Below are 24,879 nucleotides of genomic sequence, written 5' to 3' on the forward strand. Positions count from 1 at the left end.
GAGCATGACGATCCCCGACACGATGACCGCCATCGCGATCGCCGAGCCCGGCGGCCCCGAGGTGCTGCGGCCCGAAGAGCGCCCGGTTCCGCGCCCGCGGGCCGGCGAGGTGCTGATCCGCGTCGCCGCGGCGGGCGTGAACCGGCCGGACGTGCTGCAGCGCTCCGGCAGCTACGCGCCGCCGCCCGGCGCCTCCGACCTGCCGGGGCTGGAGGTGGCGGGCGAGGTCGCGGCCCTCGGCGAGGGCGCGGCGCGGTTCCGCGTCGGCGATCGCGTCTGCGCCCTGGTGCCCGGCGGCGGCTACGCCCCCTACGTCGCGACGCCCGAGCCGCAGGCGCTGCCGATCCCCGGCGGCCTGTCGATGGTGGAGGCCGCGGGCCTGCCGGAGAACCACTTCACCGTGTGGGTCAACGTCTTCGGCCACGGCGCCCTGAAGCCCGGCGAGACGCTGCTGGTGCACGGCGGCACGTCGGGCATCGGCACGACGGCGATCCAGCTCGGCAAGGCCTTCGGCGCCACCGTGCTGGCCACGGCGGGCAGCCCCGCCAAATGCGAGGCCGTGCGGGCCCTCGGGGCCGACCGCGCCATCGACTACCGCGCCGAGGACTTCGTCGAGGCCGTCAGGGACGCCACCGGCGGGCGCGGCGCCGACGTGATCCTCGACATGGTGGGCGGCTCCTACGTCGAGCGGAACTACCGCGCCGCGGCGGAAAGCGGCCGCATCGTGCAGATCGCCTTCCTGGGCGGCGCCAAGGCCGAGGTGAACTTCTCGCTGCTCATGACCAAGCGCCTCGTCCACACGGGCTCGACGCTGCGGCCGCGCACGGTCGAGGAGAAGGGCGCGATCGCGCGCGCCCTCGAGGAGAAGGTTTGGCCGCTCGTCGCCGCCGGCCGCGTGCGGGTGCTGGTCGACCGGGTGTTCTCCTTGGCCGAAGCCGCCGACGCCCACCGCTGGATGGAGCGCGGCGACCACGTCGGCAAGATCGTCCTGCGGGTGGAGGGCTGACGATGGCGCGCGACGAGGACTTCCGGGATCCGTCCGACCGGCCCGCCCCGAAGCCCCGCCACGCGGTCGGCGAGCCGCTCGACGCGGTGTCGGTCGACGAGTTGCGCGAGCGCGTCGCGCTGCTGCGGGACGAGATCGCCCGGATCGAGGCCGAGATCGCCGCCAAGCAGGCCTCGCGCAGCGCCGCCGACGCCTTCTTCAAGCGATGAGGCGCGCGCTCCTCGCTCTGCTCGCCGCCGCCCTGCCCGCGGCCGCGGCGGCCGCCTCCCTGACGCCCCCCGCCGCGTGGCGCCCGGCCGTGCTCGACGTCGCCGTGCCGGGCGGCGGCGCCGAGCGGGCGCTCCTGCTCCGCCCGGCCGACCCGCGCGGCACGCTGGTGATGCTGCCGGGCGGCGACGGCGAGGTCGGCATCGCGCCGGACGGCACGATGGAGCACGCCGACAACGTCGTGATCCGGACCGCGCCGCTGTGGCTCGCGCGGGGATGGGCGCTGCTCATCCCCGACGCGGCCGGCAACCTGCGCGGCTCGCGCGCCTCGCCGGACTACGGCGCCGCGGTGGCGGCCCTGGTGGCCGAGGCGGAGCGCCGTGTGCCGGGCCGGGTCGTGGTGGTCGGCACGAGCCAGGGCGCCATCGCGGCCACGAACGGCGCCGCCCGCGCGCCCGGCGTGTCCGCCCTCGTGCTGCTCGAAGCCGTGTCGCGAAGGGGCGGCAGCGGCGAAACATTGTTCGACGCCGACCCCGGCGCCGTGACGGCCCCGGTGCTCGTGGTCGCCAACGCGGCCGACCGCTGCCCCGTGACCCCGCCCGAAGACGCCGACCGGGTGGCGGGCGCCTTCACCGGATCGCGCCGCGTCGCCGTGCTGCGGGTGGACGGCGCGGGGCCGGACGGGGGCAGCGGCCGCGCCTGCGGGTCGCTGTCGCCGCACGGCTACCGCGGGATCGAGCGCGAGGTCGTGGACCGCGTGGCGGCGTGGTTGGGGGAATAGGCAGGCACTTCCCGTGTCGGTCGATCGCCCCGCCTTGCGCGGCCGCCCCGAAAGGGCTACATCGCTTTCCGTATCGACGATCCTCGATACGGTCCGGTAGATCGATGAAGAGTGGGCTCCTGCCGGACCCGCTCTTTTGCTTTTGGGCCGCCAGCCCGGCCCCCATGGACAGCGCCTTCTTGACCCTCACGCCTCCCGACTCCCCGGCCGATGCCGCGCCCGCCGTCGACGCTCCGCTCGACGAGCCGCGATTCGCGACCGAACACGGCGCCGCGGCCCGCGTCGGACACGCGGCCGCGCCGGTGCTGGCCGACCTCGGCTTCCGGCTGGTGCGCGTGAAGATCTCGGCGGGCTCGCCCACGGTGCTGCAGATCATGGCCGAGCGGCCGGACGGCACCTTCACCATCGACGACTGCGAGGCGGCCTCGAAGGCCCTGTCCCCCGTGCTCGACCTCGACGACCCGATCACCGGCGAATACCGGCTGGAGATCTCCTCGCCGGGCATCGACCGTCCGCTCGTGCGCCTGAGCGACTACCGGCGCGCGCTGGGCCACGAGGTCAAGGTCGAGCTCGCCGTGCCGATGGACGGCCGCCGCCGCTTCCGCGGCTTCATCCACGCGGTGGACGGCGAGCGCCTCGCGATCCGCCGCATGGACAACAAGGCCACCGAGCCCGACACGGTCGAGGTGCCGATCCGGGACGTCGGCGACGCCCGCCTGGTGCTGACCGACGCGCTGATCCGCGAATCGCTGCGGGCGCAGGCCCAGGCCGAGGCTGCCGTATCCGCCGAGACGGCCGCGCCCGACGCCGAGGGCGGCGAGCCCGCGGCCCAGCCCGCCACCCCGGCGGAAGCCCGGCGCGGCCCAGGCCGCTTCGCCGACCGCAACAAGGCCAAGCGCGCCGTCCCGGCGGGCGTGCAGGGCCGCGCCCGCCCCAACCCCCATTCGCCGGCGCCGCGCGGCCGCTGAGCCGCCGCCCCGACCGCTCCGAGGAGACCCCCATGGCCGTCAGCGCCAACAGGCTCGAACTTCTGCAGATCGCCGACGCGGTCGCCCGCGAGAAGAACATCGACCGCTCGATCGTCATCTCCTCCATGGAGGAGGCGCTGCAGAAGGCCGCGCGCTCGCGCTACGGCCAGGAGACCGAGGTCCGCGCCGAGATCAACCCGCGCACGGGCGAGACGCGCTTCTCGCGCCTCCTGCTCGTGGTCGACGAGATCGAGAACGACGCCATCCACATCACCCTGCCCGAGGCGCGCCGCCGCAACCCGGCCGCCCAGGTGGGCGACTGGATCTCGGAAACGTTGCCGCCCTTCGAGTTCGGCCGCATCGCCGGCCAGTCGGCCAAGCAGGTCATCGTGCAGAAGCTGCGCGAGGCCGAGCGCGACAAGCAGTACGACGAATTCAAGGACCGCATCGGCGAGATCATCAACGGCACGGTGAAGCGCGTCGAATACGGCAACGTCGTCGTCGACCTCGCGGGCCGGGGCGAGGCCATCGTGCGCCGCGACGAGCTGGTGCCGCGCGAGACCTTCCGCCCGGCGGACCGCATCCGCGCCTACGTGTACGACGTGCGGCGCGAGCCGCGCGGTCCGCAGATCTTCCTGTCGCGCACCCACCCGCAGTTCATGGCGAAGCTCTTCGCCCAGGAGGTGCCGGAGATCTACGACGGCATCATCGAGGTGAAGGCGGTCGCCCGAGACCCCGGCTCGCGCGCCAAGATCGGCGTGACCTCGCGCGATTCGTCGATCGACCCGGTCGGCGCCTGCGTGGGCATGCGCGGCTCGCGCGTGCAGGCCGTGGTGACGGAGCTGCAGGGCGAGAAGGTCGACATCATCCCCTGGTCGCCCGACGCCGCGACCTTCATCGTCAACGCGCTGCAGCCGGCCGAGGTGGTCAAGGTGGTGCTCGACGAGGACTCGTCGCGCATCGAGGTGGTGGTGCCGGACGACCAGCTGTCGCTCGCCATCGGCCGCCGCGGCCAGAACGTGCGGCTCGCCTCGCAGCTCACCGGCTGGGACATCGACATCCTGACCGAGGCCGAGGAATCGGAGCGCCGCCAGAAGGAGTTCGTGGAGCGCACCGCCCTGTTCATGGGCGCGCTCGACGTCGACGAGGTCGTGGCCCAGTTGCTGGCCTCCGAAGGCTTCCGCTCGTTGGAGGAGCTGGCCTACGTGGAGCCGGCGGAGCTCAGCAACATCGAGGGCTTCGACGCCGACACCGCGGAGGAGATCCAGTCCCGCGCCCGCGCCCACCTCGACGCGATCGAGAAGGAGCACGACGACAAGCGCTTGGCGCTCGGCGTGCTCGACGAGCTGAAGGAGATCGAGGGGCTCACCACGGCCATGCTGGTGCCGCTCGGCGAGAACGACATCAAGTCGGTGGAGGACTTCGCCGGCTGCGTGCCGGACGACCTCGTCGGCTACACGGAGCGCAAGGACGGAGAAGCGACCCGCGTTCCCGGCTACCTCGACGGCTTCGAGCTGTCGCGCGAGGACGCCGAAGCCATGATCATGCAGGCGCGCCTCAAGGCCGGCTGGATCGAGGCCGAGCAGGATGGCGAGGGCGAGGAAGGCCTGGACGGCGAGGGCGCCGAGGGCGAGGAAGCGCTGGCCTGAGCTTGCCCGACGCGCGGAGGAGGTCCATGACAGGCGCGACGACGCGGGATCCCGCGGCCGGACCGGACGACGCGTCCGACCCGGCGGCGTATCCGGACTCGGGCCCGGAGCGGACCTGCATCGTCACGCGGGTCAAGGGGCCGCCGGACGGGTTCATCCGCTTCGTGGTGGGCCCGGACCGGCAGGTTACCCCGGACCTGCGCTGCAAGCTTCCCGGGCGTGGCGCCTGGGTGACGGCCGAACGGCCGAGAGTTCTCGAAGCGGTGAAGCGTCGAAGCTTCAAGCGCGCGTTCAAATCCGAGGTGGAGGTGCCGCCCACGCTGGCCGACATGATCGACGGCCTCATGGAAAAAGACGCATTGCAGGCGCTCAGCCTCGCCAACAAGGCCGGCCTGGTGGTGGCGGGAGCCACCAAGGTCGAGGGGTCCATCGGGCCGAAGGTGCCGGTCGCGCTCATCTCGGCGAGCGACGGCAGCGCCGACGGCATCCGCAAGATGGAGGCCGCCGTCCGCCGCCTGATGGGCGACGACGCGGATTCCATCGCCCGCATCCGAGATTTTCGCTCCGACCAATTGGATTTGGCGCTGGGGCGCACAAATGTGATACACGCAGCGGTGGCCGGGGGTACGGCCGCCGAGGGATTTGTGGCGCGGGCGCGGCGACTGGCGCGCTATCGCGGGACACCGAAGGCCGAGACCGCGGTGTCCGAACCGACGATCGAGACGGAACTTATCGAGGACTGAGCGAGAGGCTTGCCGAAGATCGGCTTCGGCGCTCGCAGGATCAGGGCACGGACACGGCCCTCAGGACGAATCATTCATGAGTGAACCGAACAACGTTGGCGAGAAGACTCTGAGCGTGACCCCGAAGGCCACCCTGTCGCTGAAGCGGCCGGTCGAGCAGGGCACGGTCCGCCAGAGCTTCTCCCACGGCCGTACGAAGCAGGTAGTCGTCGAGAAGGTGAAGAGCCGCGTCGTGGCGCCCGCGAAACCGGCGGCGCCCGCGGCCGCCCCCGCGCGCCCGGCCGCGCCCGCGCAGGCCGCCCCCGCCGCGGCGCCGCAGCGTTCGACCGCACCGGCGGCGCCCGTCGCCGCGCCGCGCCCGGCTGCGGCCCAGCCCGCGCCCGTGCAGGCTCGCGCGCCCGAGCTCGCCAAGCCGGCGGCCCCGGCCGCCCCGCAGGCCGAGACGCCGGCCGCCCCGGTCGCCCCTGCGCCGAAGCCCGTCGAGGCGCCCGCGGCCGTGGCCGAGGCGCCGAAGGCCGAGGCTGCTCCCGCGCCGAAGCCCGTCGAGGCCCCCGCTCCCGTCAAGGCTGAGGCTCCGGCCCCGCAGGCGCCCGCGCCGCAGGCCGCCGCTCCCGCTCAGCAGCCCGCTCCGGCCCCGCAGCCGGCCGCCCCGGCACCCGCAGCCGCACAGCCGTCGCCGGCCGCTCCGGTCCGCACCGCGGCGCCGACGGCCCAGGCCGCCCCGGCGCGCCCGGCCGCGCCCGCCACCCGCCCGGCGACCGGCTCCGTGCCGCCCCGCGGTGCGCCGGTCCCGTCACGCCCGGGCCAGCCCGCGCGTCCCGGCCAGCCGGCCGGCCGCGCTCCGTCGCCGGCTGGCGGCCGCCCCGGCGCGGGTGCGCCCGCGTCCGGCAGTCGCGGGCCCACCCCGGCGGCCGGCGGCCGCGGCGCGCCCCCGGCCCGTCCGGGCGGCAACCGCCCGCAGACCGGCGTGGTGCTCCGCACCCTGACCGAGGAGGAGCGCGAGGCCCGCGCCCGCGCCCTCGTCGGCGCCAAGTCGCGCGAGGAGGAGGACCGCCGGAAGGCCGAGGAGGAGGCCAAGCGCCGCGCCGAGCGCGAAGCCGCCGCCGCGGTCGAGCGCGCCGCCGCCGAGGAGCGCCAGCGCCAGGAGGACGCCCGCCGCGCCGCCGAGCTCGAAGCCAAGCGCCGCGCCGAGGAGGAGGCCGCGCGCCGCCTCGCGCCCGCGGGCGGCCCGCCCACGGCCAGCGCCGCGCGCCCGGAGGGCGGGCTCCAGCCCGTGCTGCGCCGTCCGCTCGCCAACGCGCCGGCCCGCCTCGCCGTGCCGCGCCCGTCGCGCTCCGGCCCCGCCAAGGACCGCGGCCGCCTGACCGTGTCCACGGCCACCACGGAGCAGGAGGATCGCACGCGGTCCGTCGCCGCCTTCCGCCGCCGCACGCAGAAGATGAGGGGCTTCGGCAACCAGCAGGTCAAGGAGAAGCTCGCCCGCGAGGTCGTGCTCCCCGAGACCATCACCATCCAGGAACTCGCCAACCGTATGTCGGAGCGGGCCGTGGACGTGATCAAGATGCTGATGAAGCAGGGCCACATGGCCAAGATCACGGACGTGATCGACGCCGACATGGCGCAGCTCATCGCCGAGGACCTGGGCCACACGGTGCGCCGCGTGTCCGAGTCGGACGTCGAGGAGGGCCTCTTCGACGAGCCGAGCACCGACGAGGAGCTGCTGCAGCGCCCGCCCGTCGTGACCATCATGGGCCACGTCGACCACGGCAAGACCTCGCTGCTGGACGCGATCCGCAAGACCGCGGTGGTGTCGGGCGAGGCCGGCGGCATCACGCAGCACATCGGCGCCTACCAGGTGACGTCGCCGTCCGGCGGCGCCATCACGTTCATCGACACGCCCGGCCACGCCGCCTTCACGGCGATGCGCGCCCGCGGCGCCAAGGTGACGGACGTGGTCATCCTCGTGGTGGCGGCGGACGACGGCGTGATGCCCCAGACCATCGAGGCCATCAACCACGCCAAGGCGGCCGGGGTGCCGATCATCGTGGCGATCAACAAGATCGACAAGCCGGGCGCCAAGCCCGAGCGCGTCCGCTCCGAGCTGCTGCACTACGACGTGCAGGTGGAGAGCATGGGCGGCGACACGCTCGAGGTGGAGGTGTCGGCCCTGCAGAAGACGGGCCTGCCCAAGCTGCTCGAGGCGATCGAGCTGCAGAGCGAAGTGCTCGACCTCAAGGCCGACCCGGACCGCGTGGCGGAGGGCACCGTCGTGGAAGCGCGGCTCGACCGCGGCCGCGGCCCGGTCGCCACCGTGCTGGTGCAGCGCGGCTCGCTGAAGATCGGCAACATCGTGGTCGCCGGCTCGCAGTGGGGCCGCGTGCGCGCGCTGCTCGACGACACCGGCGATCCCGTCACGTCGGCGGGTCCGTCCTTTCCCGTGGAGGTCCTGGGCTTCCAGGGCGCCCCGGAGGCGGGCGACCGCGTCGCGGTGGTGGAGAGCGAGGCCCGCGCCCGCGAGATCACCGAATACCGCGAGCGCGTGAAGCGCGAGAAGGCGGCCGCCCGCGGCGCCTCGGTGCGCGGCTCGCTGGTCGACATGATGAACAAGCTCGGCACCGCCGGGAAGAAGGAGCTGCCGCTGCTCATCAAGGGCGACGTGCAGGGCTCGGTCGAGGCCATCATCGCCACGCTGGAGAAGGTGGGCAACGACGAGGTCGGCGCCCGCATCATCCACGCCGGCGTGGGCGGCATCACCGAGTCGGACGTCACGCTGGCCCAGGCTTCGGGCGCGCTGATCGTCGGCTTCAACGTCCGGGCCCACAAGGAGGCGCGCACCGCCGCCGACCAGAACGGCCAGGAGATCCGCTACTACAACGTCATCTACGACCTCGTGGACGACGCCAAGGCGGCCATGTCCGGCCTTCTGCCGCCGAACCTGCGCGAGGAGATGCTGGGCAACGCCACGATCCTGGAGGTCTTCCACATCTCCAAGGTCGGCAAGGTGGCGGGCTGCCGCGTCACGGACGGCAACGTCCAGCGCGGCGCCAACGTGCGCCTGATCCGCGACAACGTCGTGGTGCACGAGGGCAAGCTGTCGACGCTCAAGCGCTTCAAGGACGAGGTCAAGGACGTGGTGGCCGGCCAGGAATGCGGCATGGCCTTCGAGTCCTACCAGGACATGCGCTCGGGCGACGTGATCGAGTGCTACCGCGTCCACGAGGAGAAGCGCTCGCTCTGATTGGCGGGCGCCCTCCGGGGTGAAGTCGGCGGGAAGGCGGGCCGGACGGTCCGCCTTCCCGCATCTCGTTTGAGGCCGGCGCAGCGCCCGGCCCGGCGTGGCGGCGAAGACGCGCCGACGCCATTGTCAGGGGGCCGCGGGACGGCCGCCCACAGGTCCAGGACCGAGAACCTCCATGTCCAGAGTCCATCATTCCGGCGCCCAGCCGTCGCAGCGTATGCTGCGCGTGGGCGAGTTGATCCGGCACGTCATGGCCGAGATGCTGTCGCGCGGCGCGCTGAACGACCCCGTGCTCGACAGGCTCGTCGTCACGGTGCCGGAGGTCCGCATGTCGCCGGACCTCAAGATCGCCAACGTCTACGTCATGCCGCTCGGCGGCGGCGACGTGAAGCCGGTAGTCGAGGCGCTGGAGAAGCACAAGAAGCTGCTGCGCAGCGAGCTCGCCCACAAGGTGGCGCTGAAGTTCGCCCCCGACCTGAAGTTCCGCGTCGACGAGAGCTTCGAGAAATCCGCCCGGATCGACGCGCTGCTGGCTTCCCCGGCGGTGCAGCGCGACATCCGGGCCGACGACGAACACGATCAGGACTGACACGATGAGCACGACCGAAGCGCAGGACGCGCGCCCCGCCGATCCACGCCCCGTCAACCGGCCGCCGCGCCGGAGCAAGGCCGAGGTGAACGGCTGGCTGGTGCTCGACAAGCCCGTCGGCATGACCTCGACCCACGCGGTGGGCCGGCTGAAGCACATGTTCAACGCCAAGAAGGCCGGCCATGCCGGCACGCTCGACCCGCTCGCCTCCGGCCTGCTGCCGATCGCCTTCGGCGAGGCCACCAAGACGGTGCCCTTCGTGCAGGACGGCGCCAAGAGCTACCGCTTCCGCATCCGCTGGGGCGTGAAGACCGACAGCGACGACACCGAGGGCGAGGTCGTCGCGACCTCGGACCTCCGCCCGACGCGGGAGCAGATCGAGGCACTGCTGCCGTCCTTCCTCGGCACCATCATGCAGCGCCCGCCGGCCTACTCGGCCATCAAGGTCAACGGCGAGCGCGCCTACGACCGCGCCCGCGAGGGCGAGGTGTTCGAGCTCGCGGCGCGGCCGATCACCATCCACGCGCTCGACCTGATCGAGTGCTCGGTCGACGAGGCGGTGCTCGAAGCCCATTGCGGCAAGGGCACCTACGTGCGGGCCATCGCGCGCGACCTCGGCGACGCACTGGGCTGCCTCGGCCACGTCAACGCCCTGCGCCGCACCCGCGTCGGGCCCTTCCTCGAGGCCGACGGCGCCGTGCTGCCGGGCGAGGGCGAGGATCCCGCGGCCTTCACGGGCCAGCTCCGCCGCGTCGAGGCGGGCCTCGGCGAGGTGCCGCACGTCGACATCGTGCGCCAGGACGCGGCGCGGCTGCGGCGCGGCCAGGCGCTGATCCTGCGCGGGCGCGACGCGCCGGCCGAGGGCATGGCCTGGGCCAACTGCGGCGGCACGGTGGTGGCCTTCGGCCCCGTCGAGCAGGGCGCGCTCCAGCCCTACCGCGTGTTCAACCTGCCGTTCTGACGCTCTCCCCCGTCGGGGAACGCTCCCCGACGGGACCCGCACCCCCGCTGGCGGGATCGGGGCGCGTCAGCGCCGCCCCGGCCCGTCCGCCGCGCCGTTGAGGAGCGCCTCCGTCTTCGGCACGAGGTCCTTGGCCGCGAGGGCGAGCAGCAGGCCGGGCAGGCCGCCCGCCATGGTGCCCGCCTCGCCGCCCGCGCCGCCCATCACCACCGAGGGCACGAGCGGCGTCCGGCTGTCCTTGGCGATCTCGACCAGGGCGGTGATCATGGCCTAGCGCATCAGGTTCTCGGTGCCGCCGAAGGATTCCGCCCTCGCCTTGGCGGCGTAGGCCTCCGCCTCGGCCATCACGCGGATGCCCTCGGCGGCGCGGGTCTTGCGCGCCGTCTCGGCCGCGCCCTCCGCCTCGGCCATGACGCGGATGCCGTCCGCGGCCTTGCGCTTCCTCGCCGTCTCGGCAGCGCCCTCGTTCTCGGCGATGCAGATCGACAGCTCCGAGCGGGTGATGCCGGCCTGCTGCTCGGCCAGCGCGATCTGCTCGTTCAGCGCCTTGCGCTTGGTGGCCGCCTCCTGCTGGTCCGCGAAGGTCTTCTGCTCCTCGCGGGCGAGCTGGCGGGCGCGCAGCTGCTCCAGCATCGCCTCCATGCGGGTGTCGCCGGGCGCGGGGCGCGGCGTGCCGATCATCACCTCCTCGATCTCGATGCGGTGCTCGGCGAGCCGCGCCTTCATGGCGGCGAGCGCCTCCTTGCCGATCTCGACGCGCCGCTCGATGAAGTCGAGCAGCGTGTTCCGCTGCGCCGTGTCCTTGAAGTAGGAGGACACGAAGGGGTCGAGCGTCTGGTTCACCAGCCGCTCGATCTGGCTGAAGCGCTGGATGACGTGGGGGGCGTTGACCGGCGAGATGTGGGCGACGATCGACAGCGGCACCAGAATCTCGAAGGCGTCGCGCGTGATGACGGGGATCTCGCGCAGGGCGTCGTCGTAGGAGCGCCCGTTGGGGATCGCGGCGGCGCTGACCACGCCGTCGATCCAGCGGAGCTGGAAGTTGGTGGTCGGCACGTCCACGACCTCGGCCGCGTAGGGGTTGATGGCGTATTTGCCGGGCTCCAGCGGCCGGCGCCAGATGCCCCGGTTGCCGACCTCGACCGTGCGGCCGCGGCCGTTCTCGGCCGTGATGGCCTCGTCCGACTCGCGCCCCACGAAGGAGTTGATGACGCCGACGGTGCCGATCTCGATGCGGCGCTTGCCGGTCACCTCCACGGTGGCGAAGAGGCGATTGAGGAAATAGGTGCCCTCGACCAGCACCTGCTCCTGCCGGCCGCGCCGCCCGCCGGCGGCGAGGAAGCGCCCGATGTTCTGGAACGAGTTGTGGAAGTGGTCCGGGTTGGCGGCGTCCGTGCCGACCGTGGGCGCGATGATCTCGCCGTGCTGGAGCGCCGGCCCGTCCTGAACCGTGACGATGCCGATGCGGTCGTCCTTGATCACGACGGGCTGGAAGCCGGCGCGGTCGAGCAGGGTGGCCTGGAACTGGGCGTCATCCTTCTTGGCCGCGTCGAGGTGGTGGATGTCGTCCTCGGTGATGACGGCGAAGAGCGCGGTGTTGATCGCGTAGGTGCCCGAGCGCAGGATCCGGCGCTGCGGGCCGGCCTGCCCGCCGCCGTCGAGGAAGCCGCGCGCGTCGTCGACCGCGACGTCGTGCGGCCACTCGCCGAGCGCTTGGCCGGATTCGAGCGGGCGGCCGACGCGGGCCACCAGATAGGCGATCTGGTCGATGCCGATCAGCGAGCGCTTGTGCACCACGTATTGGAAGGGCTGCAGCGTGTGCCAGCCGCCGCGCAGCACTTCGGGCAGGAAGCCGGCGTTGCCGTTGACCGCCATGGGGGCGAAGGGCTCGCGCGTGCGCCGGGCGCTCCAGCGCCGCTCGACGATGCCGTATTGCGTGTTGGGGATGTAGACGAAGCTGCCGCGCAGCACGGCGCCGAACAGGGCGAGGAGGACGACCGCGAGGGCGTCGTAGAGGGGATGCTCGACCAGGAAGCCGAGCAGCGAAGACAGGTCCGACATGGGTGGATACCGACGGCCGCCGGCGCCTCGTCATGGTACTCGAATCGGACCGTGGGCCGTCCCGGCTGGCCGCGCATCTTCTACGCCTGATCGCGGCCCCGTTGAAGAGGACCGCGATCTTTATTGCAGCTCTGGATGTCAGCGCCGACCCGACACCGGCTCGCCGCTCTCGCGCACGATCTTCAGCGTGCCGTCCTCCCGCGCGAGGTCGAGCCGCACGGTGTTGGTGCCGCTTTCCCGCCCCCCGCCGCGGCCCGCCCGGCTCCAGCGCATCACGGCGGAGACGCGGCAGCGCGGAGTCGCGTCCGAGCAGTCGTTGCTGACGGTGCCGGGCACGGCCGCGTAGGAGCGCACGGGATAGCGGCGCACGAAGGCGAGCTTGTCGCGATAGACGTCCCCGGCCGACATCGCGCGCCCGTAATAGTCGACGCGCTGCCCGTAGAGACGCGTCACGGTGTCGGGGTTGATCGCGTCGTTGTGCGCCCAGATCGACAGGTACTCGTCCATGTGGGCGGCGCGCGAGGCGGGCGCCGCTGCGGCCGGAGCGACCAGGACGGCGAGGAGCGGGACCGCGAGGAGATGGCGCATGCGGGGGACCTCCGCCGCGGAGATGCGGCTCGGGCCGTCAACGCCCGCGCGAGGAAACGGATCGCAAACGGCCGCGGGCGTGCTTGACGACCGCCCGCCGGGGAGCGCAGTCTCACCCCGTCCGAGGGGCGTCCCATGACCGGGGCTGAGACGGCGGCGAGCCGATCCCTTTGAACCTGATCCGGGTCATGCCGGCGAAGGGACGGATCTGCCGCGCCCCCGCGCCCGGCTCCTCCTCACCCATCGCGCCCGGATCTCCAACGCAGGCCGCCCCGCGCGGCCTGTTCTCAGCAGCGAGCACGCGCCCGTGCTCTCGGGAGGAGATCCATGTCGCTTCAACCGTCCGAACCCCGCAACGCCGCCCCGGCGCCCGACACCGTCACCACGGGCCCGATCATCGGCTCGCGCAAGGTCTACGCCTCGCCGAAGTCCCACCCGCAGCTCCGCGTGCCGTTCCGCGAGATCACGCTCACCGACCCCAAGGAACCGCCGGTGCGGGTCTACGACCCGTCGGGCCCCTATACGGAGGACGGCGCCCGCATCGACCTGCGCCAGGGCCTGCCCGCCATCCGCGAGGGCTGGATCGCGGCCCGCGGCTTCGAGGCCGTCGAGGGCCGCGCCGTGCGCCCCGAGGACAACGGCAACCTGCCCGAGGACCGCGTCGCCGAGCCCTGCCCGGCCCACCGCATCCTGCGCGCCGCGCGCCCCGGCCAGATGGCGACGCAATACGAGTTCGCCCGCGCGGGCATCGTCACGGAAGAGATGGCCTACGTCGCGCACCGCGAGAACCTCGCGCGCGAGGCGGCGCAGGCCGACGCCGAGGCCAAGCTCGCCGACGGCGAGTCGTTCGGCGCCAGCCTGCCGGCCTTCGTGACGCCGGAGTTCGTGCGGAGCGAAATCGCGCTCGGCCGCGCCATCATCCCGGCCAACATCAACCACACCGAACTCGAGCCGATGGCGATCGGCCGGAACTTCCTGGTCAAGGTCAACGCCAACATCGGCAACTCGGCCGTGACGTCCGGCGCTGCCGAGGAGGTGGAGAAGCTGGTCTGGGCGATCCGCTGGGGCGCCGACACGGTCATGGACCTGTCGACGGGCCGCAACATCCACAACATCCGCTCGTGGATCGTGCGCAACTCGCCGGTGCCGATCGGCACGGTGCCGATCTACCAGGCGCTGGAGAAGGTCGGCGGCGACCCGATCAAGCTCGACTGGGAGGTGTTCAAGGACACGCTGATCGAGCAGGCCGAGCAGGGCGTCGACTATTTCACCATCCACGCGGGCGTGCGGCTGCACCACGTGCCGCTGACCGCGCGCCGCGTCACCGGCATCGTGAGCCGCGGCGGCTCGATGATGGCGCGCTGGTGCCTCGCCCACCACAAGGAGAGCTTCCTCTACGAGCGCTTCGACGAGATCTGCGACCTGATGCGCCGCTACGACGTGAGCTTCTCGCTCGGCGACGGCCTGCGGCCGGGCTCGCTGGCAGACGCCAACGACGCCGCGCAGTTCGGCGAGCTCGAAACCCTCGGCGAGCTCACCAAGGTGGCCTCGGCCAAGGGCTGCCAGGTGATGATCGAGGGGCCGGGCCACGTGCCCATGCACAAGATCAAGGTCAACATGGAGAAGCAGCTCGCCGAGTGCGGCGAAGCCCCCTTCTACACTCTCGGGCCGCTGACCACCGACATCGCGCCGGGCTACGACCACATCACGTCTGGCATCGGCGCCGCGATGATCGGCTGGTTCGGCACGGCCATGCTCTGCTACGTCACGCCGAAGGAGCACCTGGGTCTCCCCGACCGCGACGACGTGAAGACCGGCGTCATCACCTACCGCATCGCGGCCCACGCGGCCGACCTCGCCAAGGGCCACCCGGCCGCGCAGGTGCGCGACGACGCTTTGAGCCGCGCGCGCTTCGACTTCCGCTGGGAGGACCAGTTCAACCTCGCGCTCGACCCCGACACGGCGCGCCGCTTCCACGACGAGACCCTGCCCAAGGACGCCCACAAGGTCGCGCATTTCTGCTCGATGTGCGGGCCGAAGTTCTGCTCCATGCAGATCACCCAGGACCTGCGCCGCGAGGCCGAGGCCATGCTGGGCATGGAGGAGAAGTCGAAGGAGTTCCTGGACGGGGGTGGGAAGCTCTACGTGCCGGCGGCGGAGTGAGTTGAGGGGCCGGGCTCGCGAGGGCCCGGCTCTCCATGAGTTCTTTGCCTTTCGCCGCTGCTTGATGGAGGATGGCCTGCGAAACGCTCAGGTGAGTCGGTGGACCAAATTCTACCCAGATCCTCCGAAGGTTTGGTCGGAATCGGCCTTTACACTCCTGCCGAGGCCGGGCGGCTGGTGCAGGTGTCCCCATCGAAAATCTCCCGTTGGCTGCGGGGTCACGCGATCGGCGGGCGGCGCTATGAGCCGTTGTGGCGCTCGCAGGTTGACCTCGGCGAAGACGGCACGTTCTTGGGCTTTCGCGACCTCCAAGAGATCAGGGTCGTGGCCGCTTTCATCGCCAAGGGGCTCAGCCCGCAGCGCGTGCGGCAGGCGATCGGGCTCGCCCGCGACCTCGTCGGCGATGAGCGGCCTCTGTCCACGAAGCGGTTCCGCACCGACGGGCGCTCTATCTTCCTGCAGGTGATCGAGGAAGACGGGCAGACGAAGCTCATCGACCTGTTCCGACGTCAGTTCGCCTTTCGCGAGATCATCGAGCAGAGCCTGACCAACCTCGAATACGACGACTTGGGATCTCCGATGCTGTGGTGGCCTTTGGGCAAGAACAGGTCAGTGGTCGTCGATCCGGCCCGCTCGTTCGGACAGCCGATCGAGGCCGAGACGTCGATCCCGACCGCAACCTTGGCAGCGGCGGCGAAGGCTGAGGCATCGCCGCAGGCTGCGGCTCGGGCTTGGGGAGTGTCCCTCCGCTCCATCCGGCGGGCCGTCGAGTTCGAGCAGCATGTCGCCCTGCGGCAGGCAGCGTGAGGATCTTCGTCGATAACTGCATCTCGCACGTCGTCGCGTCGACTCTGAACGGCTACGTGGCCCATCTCGGCCACGACGCCGTGCACGTTCGCGATCTGCCTTGCGGACCTCATGCGACAGACGTCGTCTGGATGGCGACGTTGCGAGCGACAGGTGACGACTGGTTGGTGCTGACCGGAGACGTTCGGATCTCCAGGAATCGCCCCGAGCGTCTTGCCTTCACGCAGTGCAACCTGAAAGGGATTGCGCTCGCACCGTCCTTCCAGACCATGCCGATGCACCAGCGAGCCTCGACGATCCTGTGGCGTTGGCCGGACATCGAAAACGCCGCCGCCCGGTTTCAACCGCCATTCCTATTCGAGTTGCCGGTCGGCAGAGGCACAGGGCTGCGCATGCTCCGCCTTTGATCGCGTCAAACCTCGAACAGGCAACCCGCTCCGCGCTACGTCACCTGCCGCTTCTCCAGCTTCCGCGCCAGCGTTCGGCGGTGCATGCCGAGGCGGCGGGCCGTCTCGGAGATGTTGAAGCCCGTCTCGGCCAGCACCTCGTGGATGCGCTCCCATTCCAGCGTCTTGATCGAGGTCGCCCGGTCGCCGACCGGCACCGCGGCGTCCCCCGTCCGCTTCGAGAAGGCCGCCTCGATGTCGTCCGTGTTGGCGGGCTTGGCGAGGTAGTGGCAGGCGCCGAGCTTGATGCTCTCGACCGCCGTGGCGATGGAGGCGAAGCCCGTCAGCACCACGATCAGCATGTCGGGATCGTGGGCGTGGAGCGCGTCGAGGCAGGCGAGGCCGGACGCGCCGGCGAGCTTCAGGTCCACCACCGCGAAGCCCGGCGTGCGCTCCTCCAGGAGCGCTTTCACGTCGGGCAGGGCCGGCGCCACGACGACCTCGTAGCCGCGGCGCTCGAAGGAGCGCTTCAGCGTGCGGGCGAAGCTCTCATCGTCGTCGACCACGACCAGCAGGCGCTCATCCGACATGCGTGGGCTCCCGCTCGGCCTCGGACCGCGCGGCGGGCCGGTCCGCCACGGCCAGCGCGGCCAGGGGCAGCGTCATGGTGACCACCGCCCCCCCGGCGGGCCCGTTGCCCGCCGTCACGCGGCCGCCGAGCTTGCGCGCCACGTTGAACACCAGGAACAGCCCGAGCCCCCCGCCCTGCCGGCCCTTGGTGGAGCGGTAGGGCGCGCCGATGTCGGCCAGGATCTCCGACGCGAAGCCGGGGCCGCGGTCCTCGACCCGAAGTTGCAGAACGCTGCTCCGGAGCTCCACGCTCAGGCTCAGCCATTCGGGCGAGACCTCGGCGGCATTGTCGAGCAGGTTGAGGATCACCTGCTTCAGCGCCGTGTCGGACACGATGGCCGGATCGTCGGCGACGCCGTCGTAGTGGAGCCGCGCCCCGGGGTGGGCGTCGCACCATCCCGCGACGAGTCCGTCGAGGAACCGCCGCAGCGTCGTCGCGGCGGCGCCCTCCCCCCGCGCTTCGCCGGCCGAGACGAGGATGCCGGTCAGGATCGCCTTGCAGCGCCTGACCTCGGCCTCCAGCACGTCGAGCTCGCCCATCAGCTCCGGGTCGGCGTTGAGCGCCGGCATGCGCCGCCAGTCGCCGAGGATCACGGACAGCGTCGACAGCGGCGTGCCGAGCAGGTGGGCGGCACCCGAGGCCAGCAGCCCCATCCGCACGATGCCGTCCTCCTCGGCGGCGCGCTGGCGCAGGGCGGCCAGCCGCGCGTCGCGCTCGCCGAGGTTGCGCGCGACGCGCGTGATGAAGGCGACGAGCAGGCCGGCGTCGAGCAGGAAGCAGATCAGCAGGCCCGCGGTCTGCACGGCTCGGAGCTCCGGCGCCGGCAGCCCCGAGAAGTCGAGCGGCAGGGCGATGCGGGTGAGGCCGCCGAAGCACAGGGCCGTGACGGCCACCAGCGCCCAGGTCGCGGCGGCGTCGAGCAGCACGGCGGCCAGCGTCACCGGGATCAGGTACAGGAACGCGAAGGGGTTGGCGGCGCCACCCGTCAGCCCGAGCTGCGCGGTCAGCGCCACGACGTCGAGCACCAGCGCCAGGGCCAACTCTCCCCGCCGCACGGGGTGGGGCATGGACAGGCGGATGAGGCTGCCGGCGTTGACCAGCACGAGCCCGAGCAGCACGCCCGCCATGGGACCGACCGGCAGCGGCACGTGCAGCCCCGCCCCCACGACCGCCAGCGTGACGATCTGCCCGACCACGGCGATCCAGCGGAGCTGGATCAGCAGCAGGAGGTTCTTCGAGCCCGAGGCGTCGCCGTCCGCCGCCGCGGAGCCGAGGTCGTCGGCGAACGAGGCCGCGAGCGCGTCCGGCACGGGCATCGCGTCGCTCACCGCGGGTTCCCCGGCCTCCGCTCCTCGCGCACGACCCACACCAGCGCGCCGGCGAGGCCTAACCCCATGGCGAACCAGGTAATCGCGTAGACGAGGTGGTTGTTCGGGAAGGCCACGACGGTCAGCCCGCCGATCGGGAAGCCGCCGGGCACGGGAGCGCCGCCGGCGTCGATGAAGTAGGGCGCGACCGGCCCGGCGAGCCCGCGCTTCGCCGCGATCGCCGCCACGTCGCGCGAGAACCAGCGGTCCGCCGCGGGATCGTTGTGGCGCAGGAAGGCGCCGCCGGGCTCGTCGACGCGCAGGAGGCCGGTGACCTCCGTCGGGCCGGCGATCTCGCCCGCGGCGCGCGTCGCGGCGTCGCGGCGGTCCGGCGGCACGAAACCGCGGTTCACCAGCACCGTGAAGCCGGCGTCCGTGCGGAACGGGGTCAGGAGCCAGAAGCCGGGGCCGTAGTCGGTCACGGCCTGGACGAAGGTTTCGCGGGCGTTGTCGAAGGTGCCGCGCGCCGTGACGTGGAGGTACTGGTCGGCGTCGGCCGTCACGGACGGCCAAGCGGCCGGGCCGGGCGGCGCCACCGGCGCGGCGTGGACGCGGGCGGCCACCGCCGCGATGAGGTCGAGCTTCCAGCGGAGGCGGTAGACCTGCCAGCAGCCGAGCGCCAGCAGCAGCGCGACCGCGAGGCTGCCGGCGGCGAGGAGGGCGACCCGCCCGAAACGGGACCGGCGCCGGCCCGCCGCATCGGGCGGGGCCGGCGCCGGGCCGGGCGCGGGTTCGGCGGCGCGCGCGTCGCGCATCGTCACATCTTCATGGTGCTCATGTCGGCGGGCCGCATCGGCATCATGTTCCCGTTCATGTGGTACATGACCCAGATCGAGCCCGCGAGCGTGATCACCACCATCACCACGGTGAAGGTGAGGGCCAGGAAGGTCCAGCCGCCCTCGGACTTGGTGTTCATGTGCAGAAAGTAGTGCATGTGCACGATGATCTGCACGAAGCCGAGGCCCATGACGATCAGCGTGGTGGTCTGGCTGTCGACGATGACGTGCTTCATCACGAGCCAGAACGGGATCGCGGTCAGGATCACCGACAGCACGAAGCCGATCGTGTAGCTCTGCAGTGTCCCGTGGGCGGCCTCGTCGTGGTCGTGCAGGACCTCGACGTGGACGTTTCCGGCGGCGTTTCCGGCGCTCATGGCAGCACACTCACGAGGTACACGAAGGAGAAGACGCCGATCCACACGACGTCGAGGAAGTGCCAGAACATGGACAGGCACATCATGCGGCGCTTGTTCTCGTGGCCCATGCCCTTCCACAGCAGCTGAGCCATCAGCACGAACATCCACAGGATGCCGACCGACACGTGCAGGCCGTGGGTGCCGACCAGCGTGAAGAAGGACGACAGGAAGGCCGAGCGTTGCGGGCCCGCGCCCTCGTGGATGAGGTGCGCGAACTCGTTGAGCTCGAGATACACGAAGCCGATGCCGAAGGCCGCCGTGATCAGCATCCACATGATGGTGAGCGGCAGCTTGTTCTTCTCCATCATCAGCATGGCGAAGCCGTAGGTGATGGAGGAGAACAGCAGCAGCGCCGTGTTGAGCGCCACGGTGGGCAGCTCGAACAGGTCGGCCGGGGACGGCCCCGCCGCATAGGCGTGGCCGTAGACCGCGTAGCAGGCGAACAGGCTGGCGAAGATGAGACAATCGCTCATCAGGTAGATCCAGAACCCGATCATGGTCCCGCCTTCGGCGTGGCCATGACCGTCCTCGCCGGCCACGTAGAACTTGAGGACGTGGTCGTCGGCGATGGCTTCGGGTGCGCGGGTCATGCGTCAGCCCCCCTTCAGGCCTTGAGGCCGAGCAGGCGCGAGCGCTGCTCCTCGGTCCGCGTCACCTCCTCGGCCGAGATGTAGTAGTCCCGGTTGTAGTTGAAGGTGTGGGCGATCGTGTAGACCACGATGGCGACGAAGCTCAAGGCCGCGAGCCACCAGATGTACCAGATCATGGCGAAGCCGAAGGCCAGGGACAGGCCCGACAGGATGATGCCGGCGGGCGTGTTCTTGGGCATGTGGATGGCCTTGTAGCCGTCCAGCGGGCGCACGTAGCCGCGCTTCTTCATGTCGGTCCAGGCGTCGAGGTCGTGGCACATCGGTGTGAAGGCGAAGTTGTAGGCCGGGGGGGGCGACGAGGTCGACCACTCCAGGGTGCGGCCGTCCCACGGGTCGCCGGTCACGTCGGCCAGCACGTCGCGCTCCCGGATCGAGACGTAGATCTGGTAGAAGAAGGTACCGATGCCGCCCGCGACCAGCAGTGCGCCGAAGGCCGCGATCACGAACCAGATGCGCAGCGACGGGTCGTCGAAGTGGTTCAGGCGTCGGGTGACGCCCATCAGGCCGAGCACGTAGAGCGGCATGAAGGCGAAGTAGAAGCCCGACACCCACAGCCAGAACGACCACTTGCCCCAGTACACGTCGAGCTTGAAGCCGAAGGCCTTCGGCCACCAGTAGGCTACGCCGGCCATGATGCCGAAGAACGTGCCGCCGATGATGACGTTGTGGAAGTGGGCGACGAGGAACAGGCTGTTGTGCAGCTGGAAGTCGGCCGGGGGGACGGCGAGCAGCACGCCCGTCATGCCGCCGATCACGAAGGTGATGATGAAGGCGACGGTCCAGTACATGGGCAGCTCGAAGCGGATGCGCCCCTTGTACATGGTGAACATCCAGTTGAAGATCTTCGCCCCCGTGGGGATGGAGATGATCATCGTGGTGATGCCGAAGAACGAGTTGACGCTCGCCCCGTTGCCCATGGTGAAGAAGTGGTGGAGCCAGACCAGGTAGGCCAGGATGGTGATGACGACGGTCGCGTAGACCATCGAGGCGTAGCCGAACAGGCGCTTGCCGCAGAAGGTCGAGGTGACCTCGGAGAAGACGCCGAACAGCGGCAGGATGAGGATGTAGACCTCCGGGTGGCCCCAGATCCACAGCAGGTTCACATACATCATCGGGTTGCCCCCGAGGTCGTTCGTGAAGAAGTTGAAGCCGAGGTAGCGGTCGAGCGACAGCAGGGCCAACACGGCGGTGAGGATCGGGAAGGCGGCCACGATCAGCACGTTGGTGCAGAGCGCCGTCCAGGTGAAGATCGGCATCTTCATGAAGGACATGCCGGGCGCCCGCATCTTCACGATGGTGGCGATGAGGTTGACGCCGGACAGCAGCGTGCCGATGCCGGCGATCTGCAGCGACCAGATGTAGTAGTCGACGCCGACGCCGGGGCTGTAGGACGACTCGGACAGGGGCGCGAAGTTGGTCCAGCCGGTGCGGGCAAACTCGCCGACGAACAGCGACAGCATGACCGTCATGGCGCCGGCCACCGTCATCCAGAACGAGAAGTTGTTCAGGAACGGGAAGGCGACGTCGCGCGCGCCGATCTGCAGCGGCACGACGAAGTTCATCAGGCCGGTGACGAAGGGCATCGCCATGAAGAAGATCATGATGACGCCGTGGGCCGTGAACACCTGGTCGTAGTGGTGCGGCGGCAGGTAGCCCTCGGAGCCGTTGAAGGCCAGGGCCTGCTGCGAGCGCATCAGCAGCGCGTCGGAGAAGCCGCGCACCAGCATGACCAGCGCCAGCACGCAGTACATGATGCCGATCTTCTTGTGGTCGATCGAGGTGAACCACTCGCTCCAGAGATAGCCCCAGACCTTGTAGTAGGTCAGGGCGCCGAGGAGCGCGGCGCCGCCGACCGCCACCCCGAGAAAGGTCACGATCAGGATGGGCTCGTGATAGGGGATGGCTTCGAGCGTGAGACGCCCGAAGATCAGCTGCTGAAGGTTGATGTTCGAGAACATGCGGCGGGTCTCGTCAGGTGTCGTTCGTCGTTCGGTTCGTCTTGGGGCGGTGGTCCGGCGTCAGTGCGGGTTGATCTGCGCCGGGGCGGGATTCATCTTGCCGTTGTCGACGGGCATCCCGTCCTCGTGGGGCTTACCCTTACCTTGGGCGTCGTCGGCTTTCGAGCCACCCTGGTTGGACTGGGTCGCCATGCCGCTGGGCTCGACGCCCTGCGGCGCGGTCTTCAGCTCGTTCGGCGGGCGGCCCGAGGCCGGGAAGGTCGCGCCGGGGGCCTCGTTGCCCTCCTCGAGGCGGGCGCCGTCGTAGATCAGCTTCTCGCGGTTCTCCGCGCCCTTCTCGCCCGCCACTCCGCCGGTGGCGTCGATGGCCATCATCTGGTCCTCGCACATCTTGTTGGGGTCGGTGCACATGTTGAGGATCTTGTTGAACAGGTCCGGCTGCACCGAGCCGTAGAACTGCGGGCGCACCTTGGAGCTGGGCTTCGACAGCTCGTCGAACTTCGCCGCGTCGAGCTTCATGTCGGCGTGCTTGGCGTTGTCGACCCAGGCGTTGAAGGCGTCGGGCTGGAGGCTCTGGAACTTGAACTTCATGTCGGAGAAGCCGGCACCGGAATACATGCCGGAGAAGCCGTCGAACGTGCCCTCCTTGTTCATCACCGCGGAGAGCTTCGTTTCCATGCCCGCCATGGCGTAAATCTGGCCCGCCATGGCCGGGATGAACAGCGTGTTCATCACCGTGCCGGAGGTGATGTGGAACTCGATCGGCTTGTCGACGGGGGCCGCCAGCGCGTTGACCGTGGCGATGCCCTGGTCGGGGTAGATGAACAGCCACTTCCAGTCGAGCGACACGGCGTCGATGACCAGCGGCTTGTCGCCGATCGGCACGGCGCGCTTGGCGTCGATGCGGCCGATGGGCCGGAACGGGTCGAGCACGTGAGTGCTGATCCAGGTCAGGGCGCCGAGCGCGATGATGATCAGCAGCGGCGCCGTCCAGATCAGCACTTCGAGCTGGGTGGAGTGGTTCCAGTCCGGCGCGTAGGCGGCCGTGGTGTTGGACGCGCGGTAGCGCCATGCGAACAGCGCCGTCGCCACGATCACCGGCACGATGATGAGCAGCATCAGCCCCGTCGAGGCCAGGATGAGGTTGCGCTCCTGCAGGGCCACGTCGCCCGACGGGTTCAGGATCACGAAATCGCAACCGCCCAGCAGGGCGAAGAGCGGAAGCAGGCCGAAGAATCGCAGAAGTCTCACGGACGGGCCATCTGTTGCGAGGGTCGAGCCTCATGTACGATCGTCATCACCCTCTTAGCATTGGACGTTTTGTCCAGGCCAGAGCGGTTGGAGCCCGGCCCCGCGCGCGGTATGCGTGCCATGCGGGACGGTCCGCGCGGGGCTCGGGCCCGCGCGGCGGACGGCGACGGATGCCCGGCGCGGCGTCAAACGAGGAAGCGGAGATGACCAACATCGTTGCAGGCACGCCAACGTCGAGGCAGGTCGAACGCGACGCCCGGCTGGTGTCGGCGGACGAGCACCACGTGTCTCCGAGCGAGATCGCGCTCGGCGTGGTGATCGGCCGCACCTCGGAAGCCTTCGACTTCTTCGTCTTCGGCATCGCCTGCGCGCTGGTGTTCCCGAAGGTGGTCTTCCCCTTCGTGAGTGCGGTCGACGGCACGCTGCTGGCCTTCGCGGTGTTCAGCCTCGGCTTCGTGTTCCGCCCGGTCGGCTCCGTGATCTTCCTTCAGATCGACCGGCGGCACGGCCGCGGCGTGAAGCTCACCACCGCGCTGTTCCTGCTCGGCATCTCCACCGCCGGCATCGCCTTCCTGCCGGGCTACGACGACATCGGCTCCTGGTCGGTCGTGCTGCTCGTGCTGCTGCGCATCGGCCAGGGCGTGGCGCTCGGCGGCGCGTGGGACGGCCTCGCGTCCCTGCTGGCGCTCAACGCTCCCCGGAACCGCCGCGGCCTCTACGCCATGGTGCCCCAGCTCGGCGCGCCGATCGGCCTGATGGTGGCGGCGGGGCTCTTCGCCTTCTTCATGGCCAACCTCGACATCGACGACTTCCTGAGCTGGGGCTGGCGCTACCCGTTCTTCGTGGCCTTCACGATCAACGTCGTGGCCCTGTTCGCCCGGCTGCGCCTCATCGCCACCGAGGAGTTCGCCGAGCTGCTCAACACCCGCGACCTCCTGCCGGTGCCGATCCGCACCCTGGTGCGCACGCAGTGGAGGGACATCCTGATCGGCGCCTTCGTGCCGCTCGCCTCCTACGCGCTGTTCCACCTCGTCACCATCTTCCCGCTGTCCTTCGTGCAGCTCTTCACCGACCGGACGCCCGAGTCCTTCCTCGAGCTCGAATGCCTCGGCGCCGTGTCGCTGACGATCGGCGTTGTGGTGTCGGGCCTGCTGGCCGACTTCATCGGCCGCCGCACGCTGCTGGGCTCCAGCGCGGCCGGCATCGCGGGCTTCTCCTTCGCGATCCCGTTCCTGCTGAACGGCGGCCTGCAGGGCCACCTCGTGTTCATCCTGGTCGGCTTCGGGCTGCTCGGCGTGTCCTTCGGCCAGGCGGCGGGCGCAGTGGCGGCGAACTTCTCCAAGGCGAACCGCTACACCGGCTCGGCGCTGACCTCGGATCTGGCGTGGCTGCTCGGCGCCGGCTTCGCCCCCCTGGCGGCGCTCGGCGGCTACACGCTGTTCGGCCTGTGGGCCGTGGTGGTCTACCTCCTGTCCGGCGCCGCCTGCACGCTCGGCGCGCTCGCCTTCAACCGCGGCCTCGCCATGCGCACCGACATGTGACGCGGCCCCGCCCGTCACGGATGGATCCGAAGCCCGCGGGGGAAGCCCTCCGCGGGCTTCTTCGCGTCCGAGGGCGCGCCGATCAGGTCGCGGGGGGAACCCGGGCCGGGGGGCTCCGCCGTCGCGGCGTGGAAGCCGA

The 24,879-nt window shown here is 70.9% G+C and carries 23 protein-coding genes and 1 riboswitch; of the genes, 13 read left to right on the forward strand and 10 right to left on the reverse strand.

Going from position 1 to position 24,879, the window contains the following annotated elements; genetic code table 11:
- Positions 1-4 precede the first annotated feature (4 nt).
- From L7N97_RS02695 to truB, 9 genes are all read left to right on the forward strand, one after another.
- Complete coding sequence (locus L7N97_RS02695; RefSeq protein WP_428980953.1) at positions 5-1,006, forward strand: NAD(P)H-quinone oxidoreductase; 1,002 nt, start codon at positions 5-7, stop codon at positions 1,004-1,006.
- 2 nt (positions 1,007-1,008) lie between these two features.
- Positions 1,009-1,215, forward strand: coding sequence for a DUF1192 domain-containing protein (locus tag L7N97_RS02700; RefSeq protein WP_237476835.1), 207 nt, complete (start codon positions 1,009-1,011; stop codon positions 1,213-1,215).
- Positions 1,212-1,994 carry an alpha/beta hydrolase gene (locus L7N97_RS02705; protein ID WP_237476836.1) on the forward strand — a complete coding sequence of 261 codons (783 nt, stop codon included), beginning with the start codon at positions 1,212-1,214 and terminating at the stop codon, positions 1,992-1,994. Before L7N97_RS02700 ends, L7N97_RS02705 begins: the two co-directional genes overlap by 4 nt.
- 179 nt (positions 1,995-2,173) lie before the next feature.
- On the forward strand, positions 2,174-2,962 hold the full coding sequence (gene rimP, locus L7N97_RS02710) for a ribosome maturation factor RimP (RefSeq protein ID WP_237476837.1): 789 nt from the start codon (positions 2,174-2,176) through the stop codon (positions 2,960-2,962).
- A 32-nt stretch (positions 2,963-2,994) separates the two neighbouring features.
- On the forward strand, positions 2,995-4,611 hold the full coding sequence (nusA, locus tag L7N97_RS02715) for a transcription termination factor NusA (RefSeq protein ID WP_237476838.1): 1,617 nt from the start codon (positions 2,995-2,997) through the stop codon (positions 4,609-4,611).
- Between the two features lie 26 nt (positions 4,612-4,637).
- Positions 4,638-5,354: an RNA-binding protein gene (locus tag L7N97_RS02720; protein WP_237476839.1), complete on the forward strand. Its 717-nt coding sequence runs from the start codon at positions 4,638-4,640 to the stop codon at positions 5,352-5,354.
- A 76-nt stretch (positions 5,355-5,430) separates the two neighbouring features.
- Positions 5,431-8,592 carry a translation initiation factor IF-2 gene (infB, locus tag L7N97_RS02725; RefSeq protein WP_237476840.1) on the forward strand — a complete coding sequence of 1,054 codons (3,162 nt, stop codon included), beginning with the start codon at positions 5,431-5,433 and terminating at the stop codon, positions 8,590-8,592.
- Positions 8,593-8,767: 175 nt separating this feature from the next.
- On the forward strand, positions 8,768-9,181 hold the full coding sequence (gene rbfA / locus L7N97_RS02730) for a 30S ribosome-binding factor RbfA (protein ID WP_237476841.1): 414 nt from the start codon (positions 8,768-8,770) through the stop codon (positions 9,179-9,181).
- A gap of 4 nt (positions 9,182-9,185) precedes the next feature.
- Positions 9,186-10,142 carry a tRNA pseudouridine(55) synthase TruB gene (truB, locus tag L7N97_RS02735; protein WP_237476842.1) on the forward strand — a complete coding sequence of 319 codons (957 nt, stop codon included), beginning with the start codon at positions 9,186-9,188 and terminating at the stop codon, positions 10,140-10,142.
- 66 nt (positions 10,143-10,208) lie between these two features.
- On the opposite strand, the gene L7N97_RS02740 is transcribed toward truB, so the two are convergent.
- From L7N97_RS02740 to L7N97_RS02750, 3 genes are all read right to left on the reverse strand, one after another.
- A complete protein-coding gene (locus L7N97_RS02740) occupies positions 10,209-10,409 on the reverse strand; it encodes a hypothetical protein (protein WP_237476843.1) in 201 nt (66 codons plus the stop codon).
- 3 nt (positions 10,410-10,412) lie between these two features.
- Complete coding sequence (locus tag L7N97_RS02745) at positions 10,413-12,203, reverse strand: SPFH domain-containing protein (RefSeq protein ID WP_237476844.1); 1,791 nt, start codon at positions 12,201-12,203, stop codon at positions 10,413-10,415.
- 138 nt (positions 12,204-12,341) lie between these two features.
- Positions 12,342-12,791 carry a hypothetical protein gene (locus tag L7N97_RS02750; RefSeq protein WP_237476845.1) on the reverse strand — a complete coding sequence of 150 codons (450 nt, stop codon included), beginning with the start codon at positions 12,789-12,791 and terminating at the stop codon, positions 12,342-12,344.
- A 114-nt stretch (positions 12,792-12,905) separates the two neighbouring features.
- Positions 12,906-13,011, forward strand: a riboswitch (TPP riboswitch).
- Positions 13,012-13,118: 107 nt separating this feature from the next.
- Between L7N97_RS02750 and thiC the strand changes: the two genes are divergently transcribed.
- From thiC to L7N97_RS02765, 3 genes are all read left to right on the forward strand, one after another.
- The gene (gene thiC, locus L7N97_RS02755; protein ID WP_237476846.1) at positions 13,119-14,954 is read left to right on the forward strand and encodes a phosphomethylpyrimidine synthase ThiC; all 1,836 of its coding nucleotides are present in this window, start codon (positions 13,119-13,121) and stop codon (positions 14,952-14,954) included.
- Between the two features lie 132 nt (positions 14,955-15,086).
- Positions 15,087-15,761 carry a hypothetical protein gene (locus tag L7N97_RS02760; protein ID WP_237476847.1) on the forward strand — a complete coding sequence of 225 codons (675 nt, stop codon included), beginning with the start codon at positions 15,087-15,089 and terminating at the stop codon, positions 15,759-15,761.
- On the forward strand, positions 15,758-16,168 hold the full coding sequence (locus tag L7N97_RS02765) for a PIN-like domain-containing protein (RefSeq protein ID WP_237476848.1): 411 nt from the start codon (positions 15,758-15,760) through the stop codon (positions 16,166-16,168). Before L7N97_RS02760 ends, L7N97_RS02765 begins: the two co-directional genes overlap by 4 nt.
- 35 nt (positions 16,169-16,203) lie before the next feature.
- Here L7N97_RS02765 and L7N97_RS02770 read toward each other — a convergent pair whose 3' ends face one another.
- The 7 genes from L7N97_RS02770 to cyoA are packed head-to-tail and all read right to left on the reverse strand — an operon-like array spanning position 16,204 to position 23,199.
- Positions 16,204-16,737: a response regulator transcription factor gene (locus L7N97_RS02770; RefSeq protein WP_237476849.1), complete on the reverse strand. Its 534-nt coding sequence runs from the start codon at positions 16,735-16,737 to the stop codon at positions 16,204-16,206.
- Positions 16,727-18,106 (reverse strand): ATP-binding protein, encoded by a 1,380-nt coding sequence (locus tag L7N97_RS02775; RefSeq protein WP_237476850.1) that lies wholly within the window; start codon positions 18,104-18,106, stop codon positions 16,727-16,729. Before L7N97_RS02775 ends, L7N97_RS02770 begins: the two co-directional genes overlap by 11 nt.
- Positions 18,103-18,900 (reverse strand): SURF1 family protein, encoded by a 798-nt coding sequence (locus L7N97_RS02780; protein WP_237476851.1) that lies wholly within the window; start codon positions 18,898-18,900, stop codon positions 18,103-18,105. Before L7N97_RS02780 ends, L7N97_RS02775 begins: the two co-directional genes overlap by 4 nt.
- A 2-nt stretch (positions 18,901-18,902) precedes the next feature.
- Entirely contained in the window at positions 18,903-19,298 is a 396-nt protein-coding gene (cyoD, locus tag L7N97_RS02785; RefSeq protein ID WP_237476852.1) for a cytochrome o ubiquinol oxidase subunit IV, read from the reverse strand.
- Positions 19,295-19,930, reverse strand: coding sequence for a cytochrome o ubiquinol oxidase subunit III (cyoC, locus tag L7N97_RS02790; protein WP_428980954.1), 636 nt, complete (start codon positions 19,928-19,930; stop codon positions 19,295-19,297). The genes cyoD and cyoC overlap by 4 nt, the downstream gene beginning before the upstream one ends.
- A 14-nt stretch (positions 19,931-19,944) precedes the next feature.
- Positions 19,945-21,948: a cytochrome o ubiquinol oxidase subunit I gene (gene cyoB, locus L7N97_RS02795; RefSeq protein WP_237476853.1), complete on the reverse strand. Its 2,004-nt coding sequence runs from the start codon at positions 21,946-21,948 to the stop codon at positions 19,945-19,947.
- Between the two features lie 60 nt (positions 21,949-22,008).
- Positions 22,009-23,199, reverse strand: a complete 1,191-nt coding sequence (cyoA, locus tag L7N97_RS02800) for a ubiquinol oxidase subunit II (protein WP_237476854.1) — start codon at positions 23,197-23,199, stop codon at positions 22,009-22,011.
- A 203-nt stretch (positions 23,200-23,402) separates the two neighbouring features.
- Here cyoA and L7N97_RS02805 point away from each other — a divergent pair, with 203 nt between their 5' ends.
- Positions 23,403-24,740 carry an MFS transporter gene (locus tag L7N97_RS02805; protein ID WP_237476855.1) on the forward strand — a complete coding sequence of 446 codons (1,338 nt, stop codon included), beginning with the start codon at positions 23,403-23,405 and terminating at the stop codon, positions 24,738-24,740.
- Positions 24,741-24,879: the final 139 nt, after the last annotated feature.

Origin of the sequence: Lichenibacterium dinghuense, assembly GCF_021730615.1 — a bacterium.
In the GTDB taxonomy this organism is placed as follows: Bacteria; Pseudomonadota; Alphaproteobacteria; order Rhizobiales; family Beijerinckiaceae; genus Lichenihabitans; species Lichenihabitans dinghuensis.

Excerpts from the sequence above, each read along its gene's own strand:
- L7N97_RS02770 (WP_237476849.1), bottom strand. The coding sequence starts at position 16,737 with ATGTCGGATGAGCGCCTGCTGGTCGTGGTCGACGACGATGAGAGCTTC.
- L7N97_RS02745 (WP_237476844.1), bottom strand. The coding sequence starts at position 12,203 with ATGTCGGACCTGTCTTCGCTGCTCGGCTTCCTGGTCGAGCATCCCCTC.
- L7N97_RS02780 (WP_237476851.1), bottom strand. The coding sequence starts at position 18,900 with ATGCGCGACGCGCGCGCCGCCGAACCCGCGCCCGGCCCGGCGCCGGCC.
- L7N97_RS02750 (WP_237476845.1), bottom strand. The coding sequence starts at position 12,791 with ATGCGCCATCTCCTCGCGGTCCCGCTCCTCGCCGTCCTGGTCGCTCCG.
- rbfA (WP_237476841.1), top strand. The coding sequence starts at position 8,768 with ATGTCCAGAGTCCATCATTCCGGCGCCCAGCCGTCGCAGCGTATGCTG.
- L7N97_RS02805 (WP_237476855.1), top strand. The coding sequence starts at position 23,403 with ATGACCAACATCGTTGCAGGCACGCCAACGTCGAGGCAGGTCGAACGC.
- L7N97_RS02700 (WP_237476835.1), top strand. The coding sequence starts at position 1,009 with ATGGCGCGCGACGAGGACTTCCGGGATCCGTCCGACCGGCCCGCCCCG.
- cyoC (WP_428980954.1), bottom strand. The coding sequence starts at position 19,930 with ATGACCCGCGCACCCGAAGCCATCGCCGACGACCACGTCCTCAAGTTC.
- nusA (WP_237476838.1), top strand. The coding sequence starts at position 2,995 with ATGGCCGTCAGCGCCAACAGGCTCGAACTTCTGCAGATCGCCGACGCG.
- L7N97_RS02695 (WP_428980953.1), top strand. The coding sequence starts at position 5 with ATGACGATCCCCGACACGATGACCGCCATCGCGATCGCCGAGCCCGGC.
- L7N97_RS02705 (WP_237476836.1), top strand. The coding sequence starts at position 1,212 with ATGAGGCGCGCGCTCCTCGCTCTGCTCGCCGCCGCCCTGCCCGCGGCC.
- cyoD (WP_237476852.1), bottom strand. The coding sequence starts at position 19,298 with ATGAGCGCCGGAAACGCCGCCGGAAACGTCCACGTCGAGGTCCTGCAC.
- thiC (WP_237476846.1), top strand. The coding sequence starts at position 13,119 with ATGTCGCTTCAACCGTCCGAACCCCGCAACGCCGCCCCGGCGCCCGAC.
- infB (WP_237476840.1), top strand. The coding sequence starts at position 5,431 with ATGAGTGAACCGAACAACGTTGGCGAGAAGACTCTGAGCGTGACCCCG.
- cyoB (WP_237476853.1), bottom strand. The coding sequence starts at position 21,948 with ATGTTCTCGAACATCAACCTTCAGCAGCTGATCTTCGGGCGTCTCACG.
- L7N97_RS02740 (WP_237476843.1), bottom strand. The coding sequence starts at position 10,409 with ATGATCACCGCCCTGGTCGAGATCGCCAAGGACAGCCGGACGCCGCTC.
- L7N97_RS02720 (WP_237476839.1), top strand. The coding sequence starts at position 4,638 with ATGACAGGCGCGACGACGCGGGATCCCGCGGCCGGACCGGACGACGCG.
- truB (WP_237476842.1), top strand. The coding sequence starts at position 9,186 with ATGAGCACGACCGAAGCGCAGGACGCGCGCCCCGCCGATCCACGCCCC.